At 61.5% G+C, this 24,632-nt stretch carries 25 protein-coding genes; 13 read left to right on the top strand and 12 right to left on the bottom strand.

Going from position 1 to position 24,632, the window contains the following annotated elements; genetic code table 11:
* Positions 1-43: 43 nt before the first annotated feature.
* From HX812_RS09100 to HX812_RS09085, 4 genes are all read left to right on the top strand, one after another.
* Entirely contained in the window at positions 44-352 is a 309-nt protein-coding gene (locus tag HX812_RS09100) for an arsenate reductase (protein WP_231124426.1), read from the top strand.
* 33 nt (positions 353-385) lie between these two features.
* Positions 386-1,420, top strand: coding sequence for a 2,3,4,5-tetrahydropyridine-2,6-dicarboxylate N-succinyltransferase (dapD, locus tag HX812_RS09095; RefSeq protein ID WP_038849214.1), 1,035 nt, complete (start codon positions 386-388; stop codon positions 1,418-1,420).
* Positions 1,421-1,484: 64 nt separating this feature from the next.
* A complete protein-coding gene (locus HX812_RS09090; RefSeq protein ID WP_038849215.1) occupies positions 1,485-2,690 on the top strand; it encodes an aminotransferase class V-fold PLP-dependent enzyme in 1,206 nt (401 codons plus the stop codon).
* Positions 2,687-3,103, top strand: a complete 417-nt coding sequence (locus HX812_RS09085) for a SufE family protein (protein ID WP_038849218.1) — start codon at positions 2,687-2,689, stop codon at positions 3,101-3,103. Before HX812_RS09090 ends, HX812_RS09085 begins: the two co-directional genes overlap by 4 nt.
* On the opposite strand, the gene tcdA is transcribed toward HX812_RS09085, so the two are convergent.
* Complete coding sequence (gene tcdA / locus HX812_RS09080) at positions 3,090-3,899, bottom strand: tRNA cyclic N6-threonylcarbamoyladenosine(37) synthase TcdA (RefSeq protein WP_038849221.1); 810 nt, start codon at positions 3,897-3,899, stop codon at positions 3,090-3,092. The genes HX812_RS09085 and tcdA overlap by 14 nt on opposite strands.
* 217 nt (positions 3,900-4,116) lie before the next feature.
* Between tcdA and HX812_RS09075 the strand changes: the two genes are divergently transcribed.
* The 4 genes from HX812_RS09075 (at position 4,117) to HX812_RS09060 (ending at position 9,210) form a co-directional block, all read left to right on the top strand.
* Entirely contained in the window at positions 4,117-6,708 is a 2,592-nt protein-coding gene (locus HX812_RS09075; protein ID WP_038849223.1) for a glycosyltransferase, read from the top strand.
* 109 nt (positions 6,709-6,817) lie between these two features.
* Positions 6,818-7,969 (top strand): succinyl-diaminopimelate desuccinylase, encoded by a 1,152-nt coding sequence (gene dapE / locus HX812_RS09070; protein ID WP_038849226.1) that lies wholly within the window; start codon positions 6,818-6,820, stop codon positions 7,967-7,969.
* Positions 7,969-8,778 carry a putative RNA methyltransferase gene (locus tag HX812_RS09065; protein ID WP_038849228.1) on the top strand — a complete coding sequence of 270 codons (810 nt, stop codon included), beginning with the start codon at positions 7,969-7,971 and terminating at the stop codon, positions 8,776-8,778. The genes dapE and HX812_RS09065 overlap by 1 nt, the downstream gene beginning before the upstream one ends.
* Before the next feature lie 54 nt (positions 8,779-8,832).
* Entirely contained in the window at positions 8,833-9,210 is a 378-nt protein-coding gene (locus HX812_RS09060; protein ID WP_038849230.1) for a hypothetical protein, read from the top strand.
* 82 nt (positions 9,211-9,292) lie between these two features.
* Here HX812_RS09060 and HX812_RS09055 read toward each other — a convergent pair whose 3' ends face one another.
* Entirely contained in the window at positions 9,293-9,502 is a 210-nt protein-coding gene (locus tag HX812_RS09055) for a cold-shock protein (RefSeq protein WP_032891681.1), read from the bottom strand.
* Positions 9,503-9,684: 182 nt separating this feature from the next.
* Between HX812_RS09055 and plsB the strand changes: the two genes are divergently transcribed.
* The 3 genes from plsB to HX812_RS09040 are packed head-to-tail and all read left to right on the top strand — an operon-like array spanning position 9,685 to position 13,387.
* Positions 9,685-12,204 (top strand): glycerol-3-phosphate 1-O-acyltransferase PlsB, encoded by a 2,520-nt coding sequence (gene plsB / locus HX812_RS09050; RefSeq protein WP_038849234.1) that lies wholly within the window; start codon positions 9,685-9,687, stop codon positions 12,202-12,204.
* A 51-nt stretch (positions 12,205-12,255) separates the two neighbouring features.
* On the top strand, positions 12,256-12,657 hold the full coding sequence (locus HX812_RS09045; RefSeq protein WP_038849237.1) for a YbaY family lipoprotein: 402 nt from the start codon (positions 12,256-12,258) through the stop codon (positions 12,655-12,657).
* 40 nt (positions 12,658-12,697) lie between these two features.
* A complete protein-coding gene (locus HX812_RS09040; RefSeq protein ID WP_033902808.1) occupies positions 12,698-13,387 on the top strand; it encodes a DUF4197 domain-containing protein in 690 nt (229 codons plus the stop codon).
* Positions 13,388-13,453: 66 nt separating this feature from the next.
* Here HX812_RS09040 and HX812_RS09035 read toward each other — a convergent pair whose 3' ends face one another.
* The 3 genes from HX812_RS09035 to HX812_RS09025 all read right to left on the bottom strand — a co-directional run bounded on the left by HX812_RS09035 (position 13,454) and on the right by HX812_RS09025 (position 17,978).
* The gene (locus tag HX812_RS09035; protein WP_038849239.1) at positions 13,454-13,651 is read right to left on the bottom strand and encodes a hypothetical protein; all 198 of its coding nucleotides are present in this window, start codon (positions 13,649-13,651) and stop codon (positions 13,454-13,456) included.
* Between the two features lie 154 nt (positions 13,652-13,805).
* Positions 13,806-16,871, bottom strand: a complete 3,066-nt coding sequence (locus HX812_RS09030; RefSeq protein ID WP_038849241.1) for an efflux RND transporter permease subunit — start codon at positions 16,869-16,871, stop codon at positions 13,806-13,808.
* Between the two features lie 6 nt (positions 16,872-16,877).
* On the bottom strand, positions 16,878-17,978 hold the full coding sequence (locus HX812_RS09025) for an efflux RND transporter periplasmic adaptor subunit (protein WP_038849243.1): 1,101 nt from the start codon (positions 17,976-17,978) through the stop codon (positions 16,878-16,880).
* A 93-nt stretch (positions 17,979-18,071) separates the two neighbouring features.
* On the opposite strand from HX812_RS09025, the gene HX812_RS09020 reads away from it, so the two are divergent.
* Positions 18,072-18,710: a TetR/AcrR family transcriptional regulator gene (locus HX812_RS09020; protein ID WP_038849246.1), complete on the top strand. Its 639-nt coding sequence runs from the start codon at positions 18,072-18,074 to the stop codon at positions 18,708-18,710.
* Here the strand turns inward: HX812_RS09020 and HX812_RS09015 are convergent, their stop codons facing one another.
* Positions 18,711-19,493 (bottom strand): class I SAM-dependent methyltransferase, encoded by a 783-nt coding sequence (locus tag HX812_RS09015; protein WP_038849249.1) that lies wholly within the window; start codon positions 19,491-19,493, stop codon positions 18,711-18,713.
* 96 nt (positions 19,494-19,589) lie between these two features.
* Here HX812_RS09015 and HX812_RS09010 point away from each other — a divergent pair, with 96 nt between their 5' ends.
* The gene (locus HX812_RS09010) at positions 19,590-20,210 is read left to right on the top strand and encodes a hypothetical protein (protein ID WP_038849251.1); all 621 of its coding nucleotides are present in this window, start codon (positions 19,590-19,592) and stop codon (positions 20,208-20,210) included.
* Positions 20,211-20,213: 3 nt separating this feature from the next.
* On the opposite strand, the gene HX812_RS09005 is transcribed toward HX812_RS09010, so the two are convergent.
* From HX812_RS09005 to adk, 6 genes are all read right to left on the bottom strand, one after another.
* Positions 20,214-20,912: an extensin family protein gene (locus tag HX812_RS09005; RefSeq protein WP_038849253.1), complete on the bottom strand. Its 699-nt coding sequence runs from the start codon at positions 20,910-20,912 to the stop codon at positions 20,214-20,216.
* 3 nt (positions 20,913-20,915) lie between these two features.
* Entirely contained in the window at positions 20,916-21,743 is an 828-nt protein-coding gene (locus HX812_RS09000) for an oxaloacetate decarboxylase (protein WP_038849256.1), read from the bottom strand.
* Positions 21,744-21,770: 27 nt separating this feature from the next.
* Positions 21,771-22,631: a DUF72 domain-containing protein gene (locus HX812_RS08995; protein WP_038849258.1), complete on the bottom strand. Its 861-nt coding sequence runs from the start codon at positions 22,629-22,631 to the stop codon at positions 21,771-21,773.
* Positions 22,631-22,921, bottom strand: coding sequence for a hypothetical protein (locus HX812_RS08990; RefSeq protein ID WP_038849260.1), 291 nt, complete (start codon positions 22,919-22,921; stop codon positions 22,631-22,633). Before HX812_RS08990 ends, HX812_RS08995 begins: the two co-directional genes overlap by 1 nt.
* Positions 22,922-23,081: 160 nt before the next feature.
* On the bottom strand, positions 23,082-23,768 hold the full coding sequence (gene tsaB, locus HX812_RS08985) for a tRNA (adenosine(37)-N6)-threonylcarbamoyltransferase complex dimerization subunit type 1 TsaB (protein ID WP_038849263.1): 687 nt from the start codon (positions 23,766-23,768) through the stop codon (positions 23,082-23,084).
* Between the two features lie 90 nt (positions 23,769-23,858).
* Positions 23,859-24,506, bottom strand: coding sequence for an adenylate kinase (adk, locus tag HX812_RS08980; RefSeq protein ID WP_010212617.1), 648 nt, complete (start codon positions 24,504-24,506; stop codon positions 23,859-23,861).
* Between the last annotated feature and the right edge of the window lie 126 nt (positions 24,507-24,632).

Below are 24,632 nucleotides of genomic sequence, written 5' to 3'. Positions count from 1 at the left end.
AAGCAAAACGTTGCACCTTTTCGGCATCAAAGCCTGCGACACCATGAAAAAGGCGCGCACCTGGCTCGATGAGCACGGCGTCAGCTATGAGTTCCACGACTACAAAACGGCCGGTATCGACCGCGAACACTTGACCCAATGGTGCGACGAGCACGGTTGGCAGGTGGTTTTGAACCGTGCGGGCACCACCTTTCGCAAACTCGAAGACGAACGCAAAGCCGATCTCGATCAGTCGAAAGCCATTGAATTGATGCTCGCACAACCCTCGATGATCAAGCGCCCGGTGCTTGATCTCGGTGACAGAACCCTGATTGGCTTCAAGCCAGATAGTTATTCGGCGGCCCTCAAGTAGGCCAGCCCTTTCCATTTTTGTAGAGGTAACAGCATGTCCAATTCCCTGTTCAGCCTGGGCTTCGGCGTCGGCACTCAGAACCGCCAAGGTGCTTGGCTGGAAGTGTTTTACGCACAACCGCTGCTCAACCCGTCGGCAGAAATCGTCGCAGCCATCGCGCCGATCCTCGGCTACACCGAAGGCAACCAGGCGATCACCTTCACCATCAGCCAAGCGCTGCAACTGGCTGATGCGCTCAAGAATGTCGACGCTACCCAAGCCGCGCTGCTCAACCGCCTGGCCGAAAGCCACACGCCGCTGGTCGCCACCCTGCTGGCCGAAGACTCCGCACTGACCTCCACGCCTGAGGCTTACCTCAAGCTGCACCTGCTGTCCCACCGCCTGGTCAAGCCCCACGGCCTGAGCCTGGCCGGTGTGTTCCCGCAGCTGCCGAACGTGGCCTGGACCAGCCAGGGCGCGATCGACATCAACGAACTGGCAGAACGCCAGCTGGAAGCCCGCCTGCGCGGCGAACTGCTGGAAGTGTTCTCGGTGGACAAGTTCCCGAAAATGACCGACTACGTGGTGCCGAGCGGCGTGCGTATCGCTGACGCAGCACGCATCCGCCTGGGTGCCTATGTGGGCGAAGGCACCACCGTGATGCACGAAGGTTTCGTCAACTTCAACGCTGGCACCGAAGGCCCAGGCATGATCGAAGGCCGTGTATCGGCAGGCGTATTCGTCGGCAAGGGTTCGGACCTGGGCGGCGGTTGCTCCACCATGGGCACCCTGTCGGGCGGCGGCAACATCGTGATCAAGGTTGGCGAAGGCTGCCTGATCGGCGCCAACGCCGGTATCGGTATCCCGTTGGGCGACCGTAACACTGTGGAATCGGGCCTGTACGTCACCGCCGGCACCAAGGTTGCGCTGCTGGACGAGCAGAACCAACTGGTCAAAGTGGTCAAGGCGCGTGAGCTGGCCGGCCAACCGGACCTGCTGTTCCGCCGCAACTCCGAGACCGGTGCCGTGGAGTGCAAAACCCACAAATCGGCCATCGAACTGAACGAAGCGCTGCACGCTCACAACTAAGCAGCCACTCGATGCCCCTAGCGAGCCCCGACCCTGGGGCTCGCTTATACGAGTCTTGAACACCATGCTAGTGCCCTCCCCCTGGCGCGCCGACTTTCCGGCCATCGCCACCCTGCAACGGCAAGACCAGACCTACCTGGACAACGCCGCCACCACGCAAAAACCCCAGGCTTTGTTGGATGCCATCAGCCATTACTACGCCAACGGCGCAGCCAATGTGCACCGCGCCCAGCATTTGCCAGGCGCCCATGCGACCCAGGCGTTCGAAGACAGCCGCAGCAAGGTCGCACAGTGGTTGAATGCAGGCGACAGCGGGCAGATCGTGTTCACCCACGGCGCCACTTCTGCGCTGAACCTCTTGGCCTATGGCCTTGAGCACTTATTCAATGCGGGCGATGAGATTGTCATCAGCGCCCTGGAACACCACGCCAACCTGCTGCCCTGGCAGCAACTGGCCAAGCGTCGCGCACTGAACCTGGTGGTACTGCCACTGGATGATAACGGCGTGATCGACCTGGCTGCCGCTGCCGAGCTGATCGGCCCGCGCACACGATTACTGGCAGTGAGCCAGCTGTCCAACGTGCTCGGCGCCTGGCAGCCACTGGAAGCCCTGCTGGCACTCGCCCAGCCCCACGGCGCCCTGACCGTGATCGACGGCGCCCAAGGCATCGTCCATGGTCGTCACGACGTGCAGGCCCTGGGTTGCGACTTCTATGTGTTTTCCAGCCACAAACTGTATGGCCCGGACGGCGTCGGTGTGCTGTTTGGTCGCAATGAAGCGCTGCACCACGTACGCCACTGGCAGTTTGGCGGCGAGATGGTGCAGCAGGCCGACTACCACAGCGCCAGCTTCCGCCCGGCGCCTCTTGGCTTTGAGGCCGGCACCCCGCCGATTGCCAGCGTGATCGGCCTGGGCGCCAGCCTAGACTACCTGAGTTCGCTGGATCAACAGGCGGTGATCGCCCATGAAGCGGCGTTGCATGACTACCTGTTGCGCGGGCTCAAGGCGCGCAATGGCGTGCGCGTGCTGGGTTCGCCCCAGGTGGCGTTGGTCAGCTTTGTGGTCGATGGCGTGCATAACGCCGACCTCGCGCACCTGCTCACCGAGCAAGGCATTGCCGTACGCGCCGGGCATCACTGCGCCATGCCGTTGCTCAAGGCGATGCATCTGTCGGGGGCGATTCGCGTGTCCCTGGCGCTGTATAACGATTCCGATGACCTGGAACGCTTCTTTGAAGCGCTGGATCAAGCGTTGGATATGCTGCGATGAGCTTACCGGTGGATGCCGCAGCCGCACTTGAGGCTTTTCAGGCCGTCAACAGTTGGGAGCAGCGTGCGCGGATGCTGATGCAATGGGGCGAGCGCCTGCCTGCCCTGGCCGATGCGGATAAAGTCGACGCCAATCTCGTACAGGGCTGCGAAAGCCTGGTGTGGCTGGTCGCAGATTTGCGCGATGGTCACTGGCAATTCGCCGCCAGCAGCGACGCGCGGATGATTCGTGGGTTGGTGGCGTTGCTGCTGGCGCGGGTCAATGGCCTGTCCGCCGCAGAATTGCAGGCGGTGGATCTGCCTGACTGGTTTGCACAGTTGGGGCTGTCCCGCCAACTGTCACCGTCGCGCAGCAATGGCCTGAACGCTGTGCTGCAGCGTATGCGGCAACTGAGCGCCGTTACGACGCCTTGACCCGCTCCGATGGCCGGCGCACCCCGGCCACAATCTTGTCCACCGCCTTGGTGGCTGCAACCATGCCGAACGTGGCCGTCACCATCATCACCGCACCAAAACCGCCCGCGCAGTCCAGCTTCACGCCATCCCCGACAAAACTCTTCTGCAAACAGATGCTGCCGTCCGGCTTGGGATAACGCAGCTGTTCGGTGGAAAACACACACGGCACGCTGTAATGGCGGGTCACGGTGCGGGAGAAGTTGTAGTCGCGGCGCAGGGTCGAGCGCACTTTCGAGGCCAGCGGGTCATTGAAGGTGCGGTTCAGGTCGCAGACCTGGATCAGCGTCGGGTCGATCTGCCCGCCGGCACCGCCGGTGGTGATGATCTGGATCTTGCGGCGCTTGCACCAGGCGATGAGCGCGGCCTTGGCGTTGACCGCGTCGATGCAGTCGATCACGCAATCGATGTCCGGCGTGATGTATTCGGCCATGGTGTCGCGGGTCACGAAATCCGCCACCGCATGCACGGTGCAATCCGGGTTGATGCCGCGCAGGCGCTCAGCCATCACCTCGACCTTGGGCTTGCCTACGGTGCTGTCCAGCGCGTGCAACTGGCGGTTGCTGTTGCTGACGCAGACGTCGTCCAGGTCAAACAGCGAAATCTCGCCCACCCCGCAACGGGCCACGGCTTCCGCCGCCCAGGAGCCTACGCCGCCAACGCCGACGATGGCCACATGGGCCGCTTTCAAGCGTTCCAGGCCTTCAATGCCATACAAGCGGGCGACGCCTGCAAACCGCGGATCTTCTGTGCTCATGACCATTACCCCAAAAACCGGCGCGCATTATGGACTACAGAGCGACAAGTTCGAAGCGACAAGCTACAAGTAAAGAACTTAGATGGTCTTTCGCTGACTAATGTCCGGTTTTTCTCTGCTTGCTGTACGGTCAGGGAAGGGCCGGTGTAGGATGCGCGCCGTTCGGCGCAGGCCGACACCTCTTTTCGTTCCACACCCTTTGGAACCCGAAATAGCCATGGCATCGCGTAAATTTGGACTCAATCTGGTGATCGTGCTGGCAATCGCCGCGCTGTTCACCGGTTTCTGGGCGCTGATCAACCGCCCCGTCACCACCCCCAACTGGCCTGAACAGATCTCCGGTTTTTCCTACTCGCCGTTCCAGCAAGGCCAGTACCCGCAGAAAGACCAGTACCCGACCGACGACCAGATGCGTCGCGACCTCGAGATCATGAGCAAGCTAACGGACAACATCCGTACCTACTCGGTCGACGGCACTCTGGGGGATATCCCCAAACTGGCGGAAGAATTCGGCCTGCGTGTGACCCTGGGGATCTGGATCAGCCCGGACCTTGAGCGCAACGAGCGGGAAATCCAGCGCGCCATCGAAATCGCCAACAGCTCGCGCAGTGTGGTGCGGGTGGTGGTCGGCAACGAAGCGCTGTTCCGTGAAGAAATCACCCCTGAAGCGCTGATCGTGCTGCTGGACCGGGTGCGCGCCGCCGTGAAAGTGCCGGTGACCACGTCCGAGCAATGGCACATCTGGGAGAAAAACCCGCAACTGGCCAAGCACGTCGACCTGATCGCCGCGCACATCCTGCCGTTCTGGGAATACATCCCGATGGACAAGGCCGGCCAGTACGTACTCGACCGTGCCCGCGACCTGAAGAAACTGTTCCCGAAAAAACCACTGCTGCTGTCGGAAGTCGGCTGGCCGAGCAACGGCCGCATGCGCGGGGGCAATGAAAGCTCCCCCGCCGACCAGGCGATCTACCTGCGCACGCTGGTGAACAAACTGAACCGCCAGGGCTTCAACTACTTTGTGATCGAGGCCTTCGATCAGCCGTGGAAAGTCAGCGACGAAGGCTCGGCGGGCGCTTACTGGGGCGTGTACAACGCCGCACGCCAGCAGAAATTCAACTTTGAAGGGCCCGTGGTCGCAATCCCGCAATGGCGCGTGCTGGCCATTGGTTCGGTGGTGCTCGCCCTGTTGTCCCTGACCCTGCTGATGATCGACGGCTCGGCCCTGCGCCAGCGTGGTCGCACCTTCCTGACCTTTATCGCGTTCCTCTGCGGTTCGGTGCTGGTGTGGATCGGCTACGACTACAGCCAGCAATACAGCACCTGGTTCAGCGTCACCGTGGGCATCCTGCTCGCCCTCGGCGCGCTCGGCGTATTTATCGTGTTGCTGACCGAGGCCCACGAACTGGCGGAAGCGGTGTGGACCCACAAGCGTCGACGTGAATTCCTGCCGGTGGAAGGCGATTCGGACTACCGTCCGAAAGTGTCGATCCATGTGCCGTGCTACAACGAGCCGCCGGAGATGGTCAAACAGACCCTCGACGCCCTGGCCGCCCTGGATTACCCGGACTACGAAGTCCTGATCATCGACAACAACACCAAGGACCCGGCGGTATGGGAACCGGTGCGCGACTACTGCGAAACCCTGGGCCCGCGCTTCAAGTTCTTCCACGTCGCGCCCCTGGCCGGTTTCAAGGGTGGCGCGCTGAACTACCTGATCCCGCACACCGCCAAGGACGCCGAAGTGATCGCGGTGATCGACTCGGACTACTGCGTGTCGCCGAACTGGCTCAAGCACATGGTGCCGCACTTCGCCGACCCGAAAATCGCCGTGGTGCAGTCGCCGCAGGATTATCGCGACCAGAACGAAAGCACCTTCAAGAAGCTCTGCTACGCGGAATACAAGGGCTTCTTCCATATCGGCATGGTCACCCGTAACGACCGTGACGCGATCATCCAGCACGGCACCATGACCATGACCCGTCGCTCGGTGCTTGAAGAACTGGGCTGGGCCGACTGGTGTATCTGCGAAGATGCCGAACTGGGCCTACGCGTATTCGAGAAAGGTCTGTCGGCGGCGTATTACCACGACAGCTACGGCAAGGGCTTGATGCCGGATACCTTTATCGACTTCAAGAAACAGCGTTTCCGCTGGGCCTACGGCGCGATCCAGATCATCAAGCGTCACACCGCAAGCCTCTTGCGCGGCAAGGACACCGAGCTGACCCGTGGCCAGCGCTACCACTTCCTCGCGGGCTGGTTGCCGTGGGTGGCGGATGGCATGAACATCTTCTTCACCGTCGGCGCGTTGTTGTGGTCGGCGGCGATGATCATCGTGCCGACGCGGGTTGACCCGCCGTTGCTGATTTTCGCGATCCCGCCGTTGGCGTTGTTCGTGTTCAAGGTCGGCAAGATCATCTTCCTCTACCGTCGTGCGGTCGGCGTGAACTTGAAGGATGCATTCTGTGCGGCCCTGGCCGGGCTGGCGTTGTCGCACACCATCGCCAAGGCGGTGCTGTATGGCTTCTTCACCACCAGCATTCCGTTCTTCCGTACCCCGAAAAACGCGGATAACCATGGTTTCTGGGTAGCGATTTCCGAAGCGCGCGAAGAAATGTTCATCATGCTGCTGTTGTGGGGCGCGGCGCTGGGGATTTACCTGGTGCAGGGCCTGCCAAGCAATGACATCCGCTTCTGGGTGGTGATGTTGCTGGTGCAGTCGCTGCCGTATGTGGCGGCACTGATCATGGCGTTCCTGTCTTCGCTGCCCAAACCTGCGGCGGCGCCGGAACCCGCGCCAGCGGCGTAAAAACTTGCGCAATGCACTAAACGGCGGCCTCTGGCCGCCGTTTTGCTATAAGATAACGGCCGTTTTGTGTGCCTTGCCTGCTCATTTATAAAGCTCCGGAGTTCCCCCCATGACGGCCCATGCCGACCTTTCGCCGACCCTTCAACTTGCCATCGACCTGATCCGTCGCCCATCGGTCACGCCGATTGACGCCGATTGCCAGAAGCTGATGATGCAGCGCCTGGGCGACGCCGGTTTTGCGCTTGAGCCAATGCGCATCGAAGACGTGGACAACTTCTGGGCCACCCACGGCAAGCACGAAGGCCCGGTGCTGTGCTTTGCCGGCCACACCGACGTGGTGCCGACCGGCCCGGTGCAGGCCTGGCAGAACGACCCGTTCGACGCGTTGATCGATGAAAACGGCATGCTCTGCGGGCGTGGCGCAGCAGACATGAAAGGCAGCCTGGCGGCGATGCTGGTGGCGTCGGAGCGTTTTGTCGCCGACTACCCGGACCACAAGGGCTCGGTAGCCTTCCTGATCACCAGCGATGAAGAAGGCCCGGCGCACCACGGCACCAAAGCCGTGATCGAACGCCTGGCCGCGCGCAAGGAGCGCCTGGACTGGTGCATCGTCGGCGAACCGTCGAGCACCACTCTGGTCGGCGATGTGGTCAAGAATGGCCGTCGCGGCTCCCTTGGCGCTACTCTGACCGTGCGAGGCGTGCAAGGCCATGTGGCCTACCCGCACTTGGCGAAGAACCCGATCCACCTGGCTTCGCCGGCACTGGCCGAATTGGCCGCCGAACATTGGGACGACGGCAACACCTTCTTCCCGCCGACCAGCTTCCAGATCTCCAACCTCAATTCCGGCACCGGCGCGACCAACGTGATTCCGGGGGACCTGACGGCGGTGTTCAACTTCCGTTTCTCCACTGAATCCACCGTTGAAGGCCTGCAGCAGCGCGTTGCGGCGATCCTCGACAAGCACGGCCTGGACTGGCACGTGGAGTGGGCGTTGTCGGGCCTGCCTTTCCTCACCGAGCCGGGCGCGCTGCTGGATGCGGTCTCGGCCAGCATCAAGGCGATCACCGGGCGTGAGACCCAGGCGTCCACCAGTGGCGGGACCTCCGATGGGCGATTCATCGCCACGCTGGGTACCCAAGTGGTCGAACTGGGCCCGGTCAACGCGACGATCCACCAGGTCAACGAACGCATCCTCGCCAGCGACCTCGATGTGCTGACCGAAATCTACTACCAGACCCTGATCAAGTTGCTCGCCTGATGCTCGCGTGCCCCCTTTGCAGCGCACCGCTGAACGCGGTGGACAATGGCGTGGCGTGCCCGGCCGGACACCGTTTCGACCGCGCACGCCAGGGTTACCTGAACCTGTTGCCGGTGCAGCACAAGAACAGCCGCGACCCCGGCGATAACCTGGCGATGGTGGAAGCGCGCCGCGACTTCCTCAACGCCGGGCACTACGCCCCGGTGGCCAGGCGCCTGGCCGAACTGGCCGCCGAGCGTGCCCCGGCGCGCTGGGTCGACATCGGTTGCGGCGAGGGTTACTACACCGCGCAGATCGCCGACGCCCTGCCCCGCGCCGACGGCTACGCGCTGGATATCTCCAAGGAAGCGGTCAAGCGGGCGTGCAAGCGCACTCCGTCGCTGACCTGGTTGATCGCCAGCATGGCCCGTGTGCCGTTGGCCTCAGGCAGCTGCCAGTTTCTCGCCAGCGTGTTCAGCCCATTGGATTGGGAAGAGGCCAAGCGCCTGCTCAGCCCCGGCGGCGGCCTGATGAAGGTCGGCCCGACCAGCGGCCACCTGATGGAGCTGCGCGAACGCCTGTACGACGAAGTGCGTGAGTACACCGACGACAAGCACCTGGCCCTGGTGCCGGACGGCATGAGCCTGGCGCACAGCGAGACGCTGGAATTCACCCTGAGCCTGGCCGAGCCCCAGGACCGCGCCAACCTGCTGGCCATGACACCCCACGGCTGGCGCGCCAGCGCCGAGCGCCGTGCACAGGTGATCGAGGCGGCCGAGCCGCTGGTGGTCACCGTGTCGATGCGCTACGACTATTTCGTGCTTCAATAACTGACTTTCCAGTATCCGCGAATGGATTTTCGAATCCCGCAACGAGGAACATCCATGCGCCAACCCGATATCGAGATTTACCTTAAGGACGCCGACGTCGACCACAAGGCTATCGCCGCCTGGCTGGGCGCCGCCCTGGGCCCGTGCTCCGACTGGGTCCAGAGAGGCCAGACCTACAAATGCAAGGCCGGCAATGTGCCGGTTACCTGGCTGCCCAAAGCCGTCGGTAAATGGAACAGCCTGTACCTGGAAAGCGATCAGACGCCGTGGGATGACGACATCGCCTGCGCCCGCGCTGCATTTGCTGCGCTGAACGTGGAAGTGCGTTGTGCACCGGGGACTTGGGTTGAGGAAGAAGGTGAAGAAAGCGCTGATCGCTGGATGCGCATCAGCGCGGATGGCGAAGAAGAAATCACCTGGAAAACCGCATAAGACCTGAGTTGTGAACCCAATCAAATGTGGGAGCGGGCTTGCTCGCTCCCACATGGGTTCAGCGGCGTTGCATGACTCTAGCTCAAAGCCCCACCACATCCTCCGCCTGCAACCCCTTCTCGCCGGTCACCACGGCGTACTCCACCTGCTGGCCCTCGGCCAGGGAGCGGTGGCCGTCACCGCGAATGGCGCGGTAGTGCACAAACACGTCCTTGCCGTCTTCGCGCTGGATAAAGCCATAGCCCTTTGCATCGTTGAACCACTTCACATTGCCGGTTTCACGCGTTGCCATCTGTCTTACTCCCACATGCATTTTTATTGTTGAGTCGCTCGCATTGAACTGCCGAGTATAAGACAGGCTCAAATACGATCAACTCAAGTTTACATCGCTGCTTTTTTGCCGATTTTCGGCGAATACGGCACACTACCCGCCCGAGCGCCTGCTCGGTTTTTTCCACTTGAAGCAGCACGCCTATGACCCGCTCTCCGTTCCGCCGTCTAGTGTTCGGCACCTTGCGCCGACTGTTGTACCTCTGGGTTCGCTCGGAGACGATCAACCAGTCGTCACTGACCCTTAACCTGGACCGCAGCCGGCCGGTGTTCTACGTCCTGCAATCGCCTTCCCTCACCGAACTGGCCGTGGTCGACGCCGAGTGCACCAAAGCCGGCCTGCCGCGCCCGGTGCTGCCGGTATCGGTCGGCCCGTTGATGGAGCCGGCGGCGTTCTTCTACCTCACGCCGGAACCGGACTGGCTCGGTCGCCAGGACAAGCGCGGAGCCCCCCCTACCCTGACCCGCTTGGTCAACACCCTCACCGAACACGCGGAAGAGAATGCACAAATCATTCCCGTGAGCGTGTTCTGGGGCCAATCCCCCGAGAGCGAGTCCAGCCCGTGGAAGCTGTTGTTTGCCGACAGCTGGGCGGTCACCGGGCGTCTACGCCGGCTGTTGAGCATCCTGATTCTGGGTCGCAAGACCCGGGTGCAATTCTCTGCGCCTATCAACCTGCGTGAATTGATCGAGCACAATAAAGGCCACGAACGTACCGTGCGCATGGCCCAACGCATCCTGCGCGTGCACTTTCGTAACCTGAAGACGGCGGTCATCGGTCCGGATTTGTCCCACCGCCGTAACCTGGTGAAGGGCCTGGTCAACATGCCGCTGGTGCGGCAGGCCATTGCCGATGAGGCCGAGCGGGAGAAAATAAGTCCGGAAAAAGCCAAGGCCCAGGCCCTGCGCTACGGCAACGAGATCGCCTCGGACTACACCTACACAGCGATCCGCTTCCTCGAAGTGGTGCTGAGCTGGTTCTGGAACAAGATCTACGACGGCATCAAGGTCAACAACATCGAAGGTGTGCAAAAGGTTGCCCAGGGTTACGAGGTGATCTATGTGCCTTGCCACCGTAGCCACATCGACTATCTGTTGCTGTCCTACCTGCTGTTCAAGAACGGCCTGACCCCGCCGCACATCGCCGCCGGGATCAACCTGAACATGCCGGTGATCGGCAGCCTGTTGCGCCGTGGCGGTGCGTTTTTCATGCGCCGCACCTTCAAGGGCAACCCGCTGTACACCTCGGTGTTCAACGAATACCTGCACACCCTGTTCACCAAGGGCTTTCCGGTGGAGTACTTCGTCGAGGGCGGTCGCTCGCGCACCGGGCGCATGTTGCAGCCGAAGACCGGCATGTTGGCGATCACCCTGCGCAGCTTCTTGCGCTCATCGCGCATGCCGATCGTGTTTGTGCCGGTGTACATCGGTTATGAGCGCGTACTCGAAGGCCGCACCTACCTGGGCGAACTGCGCGGCGCGAGCAAGAAGAAAGAGTCGATTTTCGATATTTTCAAAGTGGTCGGCGCGCTCAAGCAGCGCTTTGGCCAGGTCGCGGTCAACTTTGGCGAGCCGATCAAACTGGCCGAGTTCCTCGACAACGAACAACCGGACTGGCGTTCCCAGGAACTGGGCCCGAACTATAAACCCGCCTGGCTCAACGAAACCACCAACCGCCTTGGCGAACAGGTGGCGCGCCACTTGAATGAAGCAGCGGCGGTGAACCCGGTGAACCTGGTGGCTCTGGCGCTGCTGTCCACCACCCGCCTGGCCTTGGATGAACAGGCCATGGCGCGCCAGCTGGACCTGTACCTGGCCCTGCTGCGCCGCGTGCCCTACTCACCCCATACCACTCTGCCGGAAGGCGATGGCCTGGCGCTGATCAAGCACGTCAAGGACATGGACCTGCTGTCGGAACAGAGCGACGCACTGGGTAAGATCCTGTACCTGGACGAGCAGAATGCCGTCCTGATGACTTATTACCGCAACAACGTGCTGCACATCTTTGCCCTGCCGGCGCTGCTGGCGAGCTTCTTTCAGAGCAGTTCGCGGATGAGCCGTGAACAGATCCTGCGCTACACCCACGCGCTGTATCCGTACCTGCAATCGGAACTGTTCATTCGTTGGTCGCTGGAAGAGCTGGACACAGTGATCGACCAATGGCTGGAGGCCTTTGTCGAACAGGGTCTGCTGCGTTTCGAAAACAACGTGTACCTGCGCCCGGCGCCGAGTTCGCGGCACTTTGTGCTGTTGACCTTGCTGTCCAAGAGCATTGCCCAAACCCTGCAACGCTTCTACATGGCGATTTCGCTGCTGCTCAACAGTGGCCAGAACAGCATCAGCGCCGAAGAACTGGAAGACCTGTGCACGATCATGGCCCAGCGTCTGTCGATCCTGCATGGCCTCAACGCCCCGGAATTCTTCGACAAGAGCCTTTTCCGACATTTCATCCAGACCTTGCTGGAGCAAGATGTGTTGCGCCGCGACGAGGCCGGCAAGCTGAGTTATCACGACCTGCTCGGCGAACTGGCCGAAGGCGCGGCGAAACGCGTGCTGCCGGCGGAGATTCGCCTGTCGATCCGCCAGGTGGCGTTGCATCGTGTAGATGGCGCCGCTGAAGCACCGGTCGAACCCGAAGCCACTGCACCTGAAGAAACCCGCTAGATTTAAAGAGGCGCCGGAGGGATTCCGGCGCCGTTGAAAAGGAGCAACACCATGAAAAAGATCATCCTCCTGGGCCTGACTGCCCTGCTCGGAGCCTGCCAATCCATGAGCCCTGCCCCCAAAGCCAGCCTTGATGGCGAAGTGTTCTACCTGCAACGCATCGCCCTGCCACCGACCGCGACCTTGAGCGTCAGCCTGCAAGACGTGTCGCTGATGGACGCCCAGGCCGTGACCCTGGCCGAGCAGAAAGGTCCGGTCAAAGGCCAGGTGCCTCTGCCGTTTCACCTGAACTACGACCCGGCGCAAGTCAAACCTGGCCACACTTATTCGGTGAGCGCTCGCATCGAAGTGGAGGGCAAGCTACTGTTTATCACCACCGAACGCCACGCTGTGCAGCTCAATGGCCAGGACGTGCAACCGTTGCGCCTGCGGGTTGATGCTGTCGCACACTGACAGTCTCTAGAATTTAAGCCAGATCAAAAAGGAAGCGCCCATGCTCCGTAACTCCCTTCGTCTTACTGCCCTGTGTGCCGGCCTGCTGTTCGGCGCCAACGCCATGGCCCTGGACTTGAGCAGCCTGTCCCAGGGCGACGCCAGCGGCGGCCTCAAGGACGCACTGACCCAAGGCGCGCAGATCGCCGTGAAGCAACTGGGCGTGCCCGGGGGTTTCAGCAACAACCCGGAAGTGAAGATCGGGCTGCCTGGCAAGTTGGGCAAAGTTGCCGACAAACTGAAAATGTTCGGCATGGGCGACCAGGTGACCCAGCTGGAAACCAGCATGAACAAGGCCGCCGAAACCGCCGTGACCCAGGCCCAGCCGATCTTGGTCAACGCGGTAAAAAACATGAGCGTGACAGACGCCAAGGGCATCCTCAGCGGTGGCCAGGACTCGGCCACCCAGTACCTGAACAAAAGCAGCCGCGAACAGATCCGCGCCAAGTTCCTGCCGATCGTCAAGGCCGCAACCGACAAGGTCGGCGTCGCCCAGCAATACAACGCCCTGGCCGGCAAAGCCGCGGCCTTTGGTGCAGTGGATGCCAAGAGCGCCAACGTTGAGAACTACGTGACCGAACAGGCGCTGGACGGGTTGTTCAAGATGATTGCCAAGCAGGAAGAAACCATTCGCGAGAACCCTGCGGCCGCCGCGACCAGCCTGGCGAAGAAAGTCTTCGGCGCGCTGTAAAACCGGGAACGAACCCAGGCAGGTGTGGGGGGCTCACCTGCCCGGCTTCAAGCGGTTCTTCTACGATCAGAAGAACTTTCCTAGGCCAAAACCACCAAATGCGATCATGCCCAGAGGCATGACACCGAAGCCGATGGCCAGGCTCTTGCCGGGCTTGCAAGAGTCCTTGCAAGGGTCAGGCTTGGCCGGTTGAGGCTTGCTGGGTCCGCAGGGGTTGCTGTTGCACGCGGACCGGGAAGAGCTGACATTGATATCAATTTTCATGAGCACTCCTTGAATCATCAGATTTAAGCTCCCACCGGCAGGGGTGAAGCCCTACCGGCGGAAGACCTGGCAATCAGGTAATCAATGAGTGGCCCCCGCCTTGGAAGCGTTCCCGCCTCCGTAGCTTCTTTGTGAAATCCCCTACGACAACTCTTTACACGGCCGGTGGCTTGACTCGGAACCAGGCTGCGTACAAGGCCGGCAAAAACAACAGTGTCAGCGCCGTCGCCACAATCAATCCGCCCATGATCGCCACGGCCATAGGTCCGAAGAACACACTGCGTGACAGCGGAATCATGGCCAGCACCGCCGCCAGGGCTGTCAGCACAATCGGGCGGAAACGTCGGACGGTCGCCTCGATGATTGCTTGCCAGGGCGCCAGGCCTGCCTTGATGTCCTGTTCGATCTGATCCACCAGGATCACCGAGTTACGCATGATCATCCCGGACAGCGCGATAGTCCCCAGCATGGCCACAAAGCCGAACGGCTGGCGGAGTACCAGCAGGAACAGCGTCACACCGATCAGCCCCAGCGGCGCTGTCAGGAACACCATGGCGGTGCGTGAGAAACTGCGCAGTTGCAGCATCAACAAGGTAAGCACCACCACGATAAACAGCGGCACGCCGGCCTTGACCGAGTTCTGGCCACGGGCCGAGTCCTCGACTGTGCCGCCAACGTCCAGCAGGTAGCCATCCGGCAGTTCGGCACGTACGCCTTCAAGGGTCGGCAGAATCTGCTGGACCAGCGTCGCCGGCTGTTCCTTGCCATAGATGTCAGCGCGCACGGTCACCGTGGGTAGGCGGTTGCGGTGCCAGATGATGCCTTCCTCGAAACCGTATTCGAGGGTGGCAATCTGCGACAGCGCGACGCTTTTACCGTTGTCGGTCGGCACCGCCAGGCTAGGCAGCAACGACAGCTCGGTGCGTTCATGCACGGTGCCGCGCAGGAGGATCTCGATCAACTCGTTGTCCTCGCGGTATTGGCTGACGCTGGAACCGGTCAAAGAACTCTGCAGGAATTTCGACAGATTGGCCGTGCTCACGCCGAGGGCACGGGCGCGGTCCTGATCGATATTGAGGTAGACGATCTTGCTCGGTTCTTCCCAGTCCAGGTGCACATTGACCACGTGGGAGTTTTCGCGAACCTTTGCCGCGACTTTCCGAGCCAGGGCGCGGACTTCTTCAATATGTTCGCCGGTCACACGGAACTGCACTGGGTAGCCCACGGGCGGGCCGTTTTCAAGGCGCGTGACCCGTGAGCGCAGGTCTGGGAATTGCTCGTTGAGGGTTTCGATCAGCCAGGTACGCAGGCTTTCGCGCTCCTCGATGGTTTTGGCCAGCACAACAAACTGGGCAAAGCTGGCGGCTGGCAGTTGTTGATCCAGCGGCAAGTAGAAACGCGGCGAACCGGTGCCGACGTAAGCCACATAATTGTCGATGCCCGCGTGTTCCTTGAGCAAGGCTTCCAGGCGCTTGACCTGGTCGGCGGTGTTGCTCAGGGAAGCCCCTTCGGCCAGCTTCAGGTCGACCATCAGCTCCAGACGGCCGGAAGCCGGGAAGAACTGCTGCGGCACAAAACGGAACAGCGCCACCGAGCCGATAAACAGCAGCAGGGTCAGGACAATCACGGTTTTGCGCCGACGCACGCACCACTCCACCAAGCGTCTTACGCGCTGATAAAACGGTGTGCCGTAGGGATCCGGACCATCGGTGCCGTGCTTGGCTGCATGAATCTTCGCCAGGTCCGGCAAGAGTTTTTCCCCCAGGTAGGGCACGAACACCACTGCGGCCACCCAGGAGGCGAGCAACGCAATGGTCACTACCTGGAAAATCGAACGGGTGTATTCGCCGGTACTCGATTGCGCGGTGGCAATCGGCAGGAAGCCTGCTGCGGTGATCAGCGTACCGGTGAGCATGGGGAATGCGGTGCTGGTCCAGGCAAAGCTCGCGGCCTTGAGCCGGTCGTAACCCTGCTCCATTTTGATCGCCATCATTTCCACAGCGATGATTGCGTCGTCCACCAGCAAACCCAGCGCCAGCACCAAGGCGCCGAGGGAAATCTTGTGCAGACCAATACCGAGGTAATACATGGCGGCAAAGGTCATCGCCAGCACCAGCGGAATCGCCAGGGCCACCACCATGCCGGTACGCACGCCAAGGGAGAAGAAACTCACCAGCAACACGATGGCCAAGGCTTCGGCCAGTACCTGCACGAATTCGCCGACGCTGGTTTTCACCGCCGCCGGTTGGTCTGACACCTTGCGCAGCTCCATGCCGGCCGGAAGGTTCTTCTGCAGGCGTGCGAATTCGCCTTCCAGGGCTTTGCCCAATACCAGGATGTCGCCGCCGTCGCGCATGGCCACGGCCAGGCCGATCGCGTCTTCACCCATGTAGCGCATGCGCGGTGCCGGTGGGTCATTGAAGCCACGGTGGATGTCGGCCACGTCGCCGATGCGAAAGGTTCGATCACCTACGCGAATCGGGAAGTTGCGGATCTCTTCCACGGTCTTGAAGTTGCCCGACACCCGCAGCTGCACGCGTTCGCTCGGGGTTTCGAAGAACCCGGCGGTGGAGACGGCGTTCTGTTCCTGCAACGCCTGCTGCACTGCCGCTAGCGGTAAGCCGAGGGTGGCCAGCTTGAGGTTGGACAGCTCGATCCAGATCTTCTCGTCTTGCAGGCCCAGCAGCTCGACCTTGCCCACATCCGCCACGCGCTGCAGCTGAATCTGGATACGGTCGGCGTAGTCCTTGAGCACGGCGTAATCAAAGCCGTCGCCGGTCAGGGCGTAGATATTGCCGAAGGTGGTGCCGAATTCATCGTTGAAGAACGGCCCCTGGATATCCGGCGGCAAGGTCTGGCGGATATCGCTGATCTTCTTGCGCACCTGGTACCACAGCTCGGGAATCTGCGCCGAATGCATGGAGTCACGGGCTATGAAGGTGACCTGGGATTCGCCGGGGCGCGAGAACGAGACGATGCGCTCGTACTCACCGGTCTCCATGAGTTTTTTTTCGATGCGCTCGGTGACTTGCCGCGAGACTTCCTGGGCGGTGGCGCCGGGCCAGTTGGTCTTGATCACCATGGCCTTGAAGGTGAACGGCGGGTCTTCGCTTTGTCCCAGCTTGGAGTAGGACAAGGTGCCGACCACTGCCAGCAGGATCATCAGGAACAGTACGATCTGGCGATTACGCAACGCCCATTCGGAAAGATTGAAACCCATCGGGGACTACTCCTTGGCCGCCAGATTCACCACACGGTTGGAGCGATCCACCGGGCGCACTTGCTGGCCCTCATGGAGCACATGCACACCCGCAGCAATGACCCAATCCGTAGGGCTCAAACCTTCCAGTACCGGCACGGTTTTTTCACCGAAGGCACCGATGCGCACGGGTGTGCGCTTGAGGGTGTTGTCTGGCTGTACACGCCACACGTAGGACGCACCGTTCTCCGCGCTAAGGGCCGACAAAGGGACCGAGAGAGGAATATCGCCGTCGACCTGTATGAACACGCGGGCGCTCTGGCCCAGTTCGGCCGGGACCTTGCCGCCGGTGAACGCCACACGGGCAGCGAACGTACGCGACCTTGGATCGGCGGCCGGCGACAGCTCACGAATGCGACCGCTGAAGCGCTGGTCGGGCTGGCTCCACAGCTCGACCGATACGGGCTGGCCGATCTTGAAACGACCAAAACCCTGCTCCGGCAGGCTGATCAGCACTTCGCGCTCGCCATCGGTAGCCAGGGTGAACACGGTCTGGCCGGCGGACACCACCTGGCCGACTTCCACCGCACGCTTGGCTACCACCCCGTCCTGCGGCGCACGCAGCACCGCATAGCCGGCCTGGTTGCTGGCCACGTCAAACTCGGCCTTGATCTGCTTGAGACGGGCCTCACCGGATCGATAGAGATTTTCGGAATTGTCATACTGGGAACGGCTGACCATCTGACGGTCCATCAGGGTCTTGTAGCGGTCACGCTCGGCGCGCACCAGGCTAAGGTTGGCCTCGGCGGCGGCAACTTGGGCACGGGTCGCTTCCAGTTGCAGGCGCACGTCCTGAGGGTCGAGTTCGGCCAGCGCCTGATTGGCCTTGACCCGCTCGCCCTCTTCCACCAAGCGCTTGCTGACTTTGCCACCGATGCGAAAGGCCAGGTCTGGCTCATAACGGGCGCGGACTTCACCGGGGTAGCTGTCCATCGACTGTGCAGAAGGCTGTGGCTGCACCACCATGGCCGGACGGAGGGTGGTCTGGGTCGCTTCTTCATGGCCGCATCCGGCCAACAGGAAGACCAGACTGACAGGCAACGCAAAGGGCAGGAAAGTACTGCGCATGCTGTAGGACCTTTCGCAAATGGAGCTAAGAATAATTATACTGGCGGGTATGTTATTAATACCAAACTCACCAGTCCAGTATTAAAGGTGAAAATGTCAGACAATCCCGTGAACCCCAATAGCCCTGGGCGTCCCAAGGACATGGCAAAACGCCAGGCAATCCTCGAAGCAGCGAAAACCCTGTTTTTGAGCAATGGCTACGCCAGTACCAGCATGGATGCCGTGGCCCTTGAGGCCGGCGTGTCGAAACTGACCGTGTACAGCCACTTCACCGATAAAGAGACCTTGTTCACCGCCGCAGTGGTGGCCAAGTGCGAAGAGCAACTGCCGGTGATGTACTTCGAGTTGCCTGCGGACATGCCCGTGGAGACTGTGTTGCTGAATATCGCGCGGGGGTTCCATCGCCTGATCAACAGCGAGGAATCGGTCAACCTGCATCGCCTGATGATGACCACCGGCAATCAGGACGTGAAACTCTCGCAGATCTTCTTCGAGGCCGGTCCCATGCGCATGTTGCAAGGCATGGAGCGCCTGCTCGGCAAGATCGACCAGAGCGGCGCGCTGAGCATCGACAAGCCCTTTACGGCGGCCGAGCATTTCTTCTGCCTGCTCAAGGGCACGGCGAATTTCTGCTTGCTGTATGGCTGCGGCGGGCAACTGAGTGAAGAAGCCGCCGAAGCCCATGTGCAGGAGGTGGTGGGGTTGTTTATGCGGGCCTACAGGCCTTCATGATCAAGGCTTGAGCGCCTTCTTTGGGTAGATGTCATAGCGACTGGATTTGCCATCCAGCGCATGACTCGGCTTGGGCCCTTCAATGCATGGCGCCTTGCGCGGGCGCTTGACTACCACACGGTGGCTGGCCAGGGCCAGGGCGGCGGCCAACAGCGCCGGTGCGTCTGGATCATCCCCCACCAGTGGCCGGAACAGGCGCATTTCCTTCTTCACCAAGGCTGTTTTCTCACGGTGTGGAAACATCGGGTCGAGGTAGATCACCTGGGGCGGCTCGCCTTCCCAGTTGCGCATCACGTCGATGGAGTTGCCCTTGAGCAATTTCATGCGCGCCACGATCGGCGCCACCTCAAAATCATCCGCGCCACGTGCCAGACCGTCTTCGAGCAAGGCGCCGATCAGCGGCTGGCGCTCGATCAGGCTCATCTCGCAGCCCAGGCTGGCCAGCACGAATGCGTCCTTACCCAAACCGGCCGTGGCGTCCAACACCCGTGGACGCACGCCTTGGGCGATGCCCACCGCCTTGGCGATCATTTGCCCGCTGCCACCACCGTACAGCCGCCGATGTGCCGCGCCGCCTTCGACAAAGTCCACACGCACCGGCCCCGGCGCGTCAGGCCCGAGCTGTTGCAACTGTAGGCCGTGCTCGCCCACCTGCAGGGAAAAGTCCGCATCCGCCAAGTGCATTGGCAACCCCAGCAGTGACGCCCACTGCTCGGCACGGCCCTGGAACGCTTCGCCCAAGGCCTCGACCTGGATGCGGCTGGCCGCTGGTTGTTCGCTCATCAATCGCTACGCTCAAAAATATTAAGGATCGGCAAACAGCGGCCGATAAAAACAACAGTCAGGTATTTTGCCAGAGCTGAGCGTCGACCGAGAAAAATGTCAGACATTCTTCCCCTAACCATCGGTGTACTGCCGACCCACAACCACTACGGCCTGCGCAATACCCAAGCGCTGGCCGGGGTGAGTCATGTGTGGCAGGACTTCTTCGCCCGCGCGTTGGCCGAGCAGCTCGGCGATACGCCGGACGCGCTGTCTGTGCAGGCGCAGGCACCGGCGGACCCAGCGGTAGAACCCAGCGCCGGCGCCGACCTGTTGTCGCAGATCCTCACCCAGCGTGAGTGCGACGTGAAAGACACCGAAATTGCCCCACCAGAACCGCTGTTCCTGCCGATCGCCGAGTTCGAAACCGAGCTGCTGCCACCGGCTGCCACGCCGTTCCCGGAAGAGGAAATCGTCGCCCAGCAGCGCCAGCAGAACTTCGAAAGCGGTTGGGTGCGCCCGATTGTGCTCACCGCTGGCGAGCCGCTGCCGGAGCCAGGCCCGGCGCCGGAGCCACGTCCACTGCACCTGCCCATCGCCGAATTCGAACTGGACCTGCTGCCGCCGGCCGCCACGCCGTACCCGACTGAAGAGCTGGTCGCTCAGCAAAAGGCGCTCGACTTCGACTACTACTGGGCGCGCCCGCTGGTCACCCAGAACCTGCGCCTTGCCGCCTGATACTCAGCGACACACCCACCAACGCCCCATATCCAGATGGAAATGGTTGCGGTGCGCGGCGTTGTAGTCCGGGCTCAACACCACGTTGAAATCATCGCAGGCACTGTCGCGAACCTGACGCAGGAAGCGCGCCTTGTCGCCCTCCCCCGGCCAATCCTTGAGCACGCTGATACTGCGCCCGTCCGCCAGGCGAAAACCGGCGATGTCCAATGCATTGGCCGACGCATGCTGGCTGAGTCGCCCTTCGGCGCGGTTGTACATATTGCGGCAGGCAAAGCTGCCCAGATGCTCGACCCGCGTCACCGCCTGGCCGAACACCGTCTGGGCCGCCGGTTGCAGACTGTGGCGCTCGAACAGGGCGAACGCCACCGCCAGCGGGCAGCTGGCGAGAAAACTGCTGCTCAGGCCAACCGCGGCACCCTGAACGCGCAAGGTATTGCGCAGCGGACACGCCGCATCGGCGGATGTATCAGCTTGATGGCTGACGCGCAGGCCGGAGGTCTCCAGCACTTGGTCGCACAACGCAGGGTCGTCCTGCAGGCGCCCCAGCTTGTAGCGGGTCAACAGGTTCGGGCTGGCGCGCACATCCAGCGGCGCCCACGGGTTCCAATCGGCCGGCAGCGGCACCCAGCCACGCCAGACGCCAACTGCAAAGCCGCCCACCAGGATCAGCAGCACGCCTGTCACTTTGAAAAAGCGCATCCCTTAGCCCTTGAAGAACTCGTTGGCCTGGCTGAAGGGCATCTTGCGCTCGGTAAAGGTGAACGTGCCCAGTTCGTACACTTCCTGGGCCGCACGATAGAACTCGCCATAGGCCGCCAACGCCAGGGCCGAGCCGACACTGATCCGCCGCACGCCCATCGCGCTGAGCTGCGCGACGCTAAGGTTCAAGCCGCCGGACATCAACACGTTCACCGGTTTGGGCGCCACCGCCTTGACCACCGCCAGCACTTCCTCAGCAGTGCGCAGGGCCGGCGCATACAGCACGTCGGCACCGGCTTCGGCGTAGGCTTGCAGGCGGCGGATGGTGTCGGGCAAATCCAGGCGACCATGCAGGAGGTTTTCCGCACGGGCCGTCAAGGTGAACGGGAATGGCAGGCTGCGCGCGGCGGCCACCGCAGCTTCGACGCGCTCGACGGACAGGTCGAAAGGATAGATCGGGTCAGCGGCAATGCCCGTGGCGTCTTCAATGGAGCCGCCGACAATACCCGTAGCGGCGGCACGCAGGATGGTCTGGGCGCAGCCTTCGGGAGTGTCGCTGAAGCCGTTTTCCAGGTCCGCCGCCACCGGCAACGCCGTGGCATTGGCAATCATGCCGGCGTTGATCAAGGTGTCTTCCAGGGACAACGCCCCTTCCGCATCCGGACGCGCCAGGCTGAACGCGTAGCCCGCACTGGTGGTGGCGAGGGCTTCAAACCCCAGGCTGGCCAGCATCACGGCAGAGCCTGCATCCCACGGGTTAGGCATCACGAACGTGCGGTCACGTTCGTGCAAGGCCTTGAAGGTTTCGGCGCGAAGGGTTTGGGCATCCATGTCTGGCTCCTGGCGGGAAAAGGAGCCCTAGAGTAACCCCAGTTGCTCCACGGCGGGAGCACGATCCAAGGTCGGCAGCGGCGGCAGACCCGGCAGGCGCGCCATCAGTTGGTCGTGGAAACGCAGGGCCAGTTGTGCCGCGAGGCGATTATCCGAGGTGTGCAGGAACACGTAGGGGGTGCGGCCTTCTTCGATCCACCCGGCGACTTTTTCCACCCACGGCACCAGGAATGGGTCGTTGGCTTCCAGTTCGGGATGACCGATAAAACGCACTTGGGGAAACTGCGTCAGTGCCGCCGGCCGTGGCGGCACCTTGGGCTTTTTCGATTGGGCGTGCAGCACGGCGGCTGACGTGGACGTGCAACTGAACAACGCACGCGGGTCCAGGCAGATGCGCTCAACGCCCCGGTCCCGTAACAAGCGGTTAAGCATGCGCTCGGCGTCGCCTTTAGCGAAGAATTCCGAATGACGCACCTCCACCGCCATGGGCCGCTCAAGGCCATCAATGAAGCCTGCCAACTCCCCCAGACGCTGCGGTGTGAACGTCGCGGGCAGCTGCAACCACAGCGGCGAGACCCGTTCACCCAGAGGGCTCATCAAACCCACAAAGCTTTCGGCAGCCGGTAGCTGCTCAATCAGGTTGCCGCTGTGGCTGATATCACCGGGAAACTTGGCCGTGAAACGGAAATCGTCGGGCATGATTTCAGCCCAGCGTTGCACCGTGGCGGCCGAGGGTCGTGCATAGAACGTGGTGTTGCCTTCAACGGCGTTGAAGACCTGGGAATAGAGCGCGAGGTAATCGCTGGAACGTGCGTCGGCGGGGTACAGGTACTCGCGCCAGGCGTTTTCGCTCCAGGACGGACAACCGAGGTAGTAAGGCAGGCGCATCAGATGTGGATGTCGAGGCCCAGCACTTCCATATCCCATTCGACAAAACCGGCCGTGGTCAGGTAGCTGGCCAGGGCGGTGGCGACGCTTTTGCTCATGGAGCGCGGGAAGACCATGTCTTGCTGACGGGCGGGAAGACCGCTGATACGGGCTTGAGTGTTGGCCTGCGCGTCGGACTGGACCTCGATGAAGTCCGGCGAATCCTCAACCGACTCGTCTACCGTAACGTTCGCCTTACGTGGCTTGCGCTTGATTGGGTAGGACTGTGAGGAAAAGCCATCAATACGCATGGGCGCGAACTCGCTATCAGTAATGGCATTTTGGCAGCATCATCCGTGGTGCGCAAATGCTCTGGTGATAACTAGAACACATAATTTGAAAAAGGTTTAAAACGGGGGGCAAATTCTGACGATTGGTGAATTTAGCCCCAAATTGCCATCATTTTTGACGTCAAATAATCCCGCGTTCAGCCTTGGTCTGCGCCACTTTATCGCGCAGGTAAACAGGAGCTGCCTGATCCGCTGGAATCGCTTCCCCACGTTCAAAAGCAAACCGCGCCAAGGCCAATAGATCTTCAGCGTGGGGCAACATCGCCGCGTCTCTGCCAACCAATGGCACAGCGATGCGCTCACCATAACCCCACCCGGTGCCAGCACCGAACCAGCCACCACTTGCATCACTCGGCAATACGGACGACTCAGGCGGCTGCACGGCTTCGACACCCACCAGGCGCATTTCGCCTGCCGTTTCGCGGTAGCAACCCCAATACACCTCATCCATACGTGCATCGATAGCCGCCGCAACCTGATGAACGCCATGTTCACGCAAGGCGCGCTGGGCCAGTACGGCCAGGTTGGATACCGGCAATACCGGGCGCTCCAACGCAAACGCCAGCCCCTGCACCACACCAATGGCAATACGCACACCGGTAAACGCACCCGGGCCACGGCCGAAGGCGATGGCATCCACCGCAGCCAGCGTAGTGCCGGCGTCTTCCAGCAGCTGCTTGATCATTGGCAACAGCTTCTGCGCGTGCAGACGCGGGATCACCTCGTAGTGGCTCGTCACCTTGCCATCGTGCAGCAGGGCAACGGAGCAAGCTTCAGTCGCGGTGTCCAGGGCCAGCAGGGTACTCATCAGTGTGGGTGTCCAAGTCGAAAAAAAGTGCGCCAGTATAAACAACAACGGCCCGCAAGCGGGCCGTTATCCGTGAAGCCGGTGGAGCGATCAGCTCAGTGCTTGCAGCACTTTGGCCGTGATCGCTTCAACCGAGCCGACGCCAGGAATGTGGCTGTACTTCGGCTTGCCCTGGGCAGCGGACAGCTTCTGGTAGAAGTCCACCAGCGGCTTGGTCTGGGAATGGTAGACCGACAGGCGATGACGCACGGTTTCTTCAGTGTCGTCTTTACGCTGTACCAGGTCTTCGCCGGTTACATCGTCCTTGCCTTCCACTTTTGGCGGGTTGTAGACGGTGTGGTACACGCGACCAGAGGCTTCGTGAACGCGACGACCGGCAATGCGCTGGACGATCTCTTCATCTTCCACCGCGATTTCAACCACGGCATCCAGCTCAACGCCGGCCTTCACCAGGGCTTCAGCCTGGGGAATGGTGCGTGGGAAGCCGTCGAACAGGAAACCGTTCTTGCAGTCTTCCTGGCTGATGCGTTCCTTGACCAGGTTGATGATCAAGTCATCGGACACCAGGCCACCGCTGTCCATCACGCTCTTGGCGATCAGGCCCAGCTCGGTGCCAGCCTTGACGGCCGCACGCAGCATGTCGCCGGTGGAGATTTGTGGAATGCCGAACTTTTCAGTGATGAACTTTGCCTGAGTACCTTTACCGGCCCCGGGAGCTCCCAGCAGAATGACGCGCATTGATGTGCTCCTCAATTTTTTATAGAGATGACGCTCGGATTCGCCGCGGCGGGCCAATCGCGTAAAAATAGAATTCGGGCCGCCCAAACGGCCAAAGGCTGATCAAGATACACAGCAGGCCTTAAC

Origin of the sequence: Pseudomonas sp. IPO3749 (assembly GCF_013386605.1) — a bacterium.
GTDB classification, from domain to species: Bacteria; Pseudomonadota; Gammaproteobacteria; order Pseudomonadales; family Pseudomonadaceae; genus Aquipseudomonas; species Aquipseudomonas azotoformans_A.
Note: the sequence above shows the minus strand (reverse complement) of the source record. Positions and strands in the feature narration are given on the sequence as shown.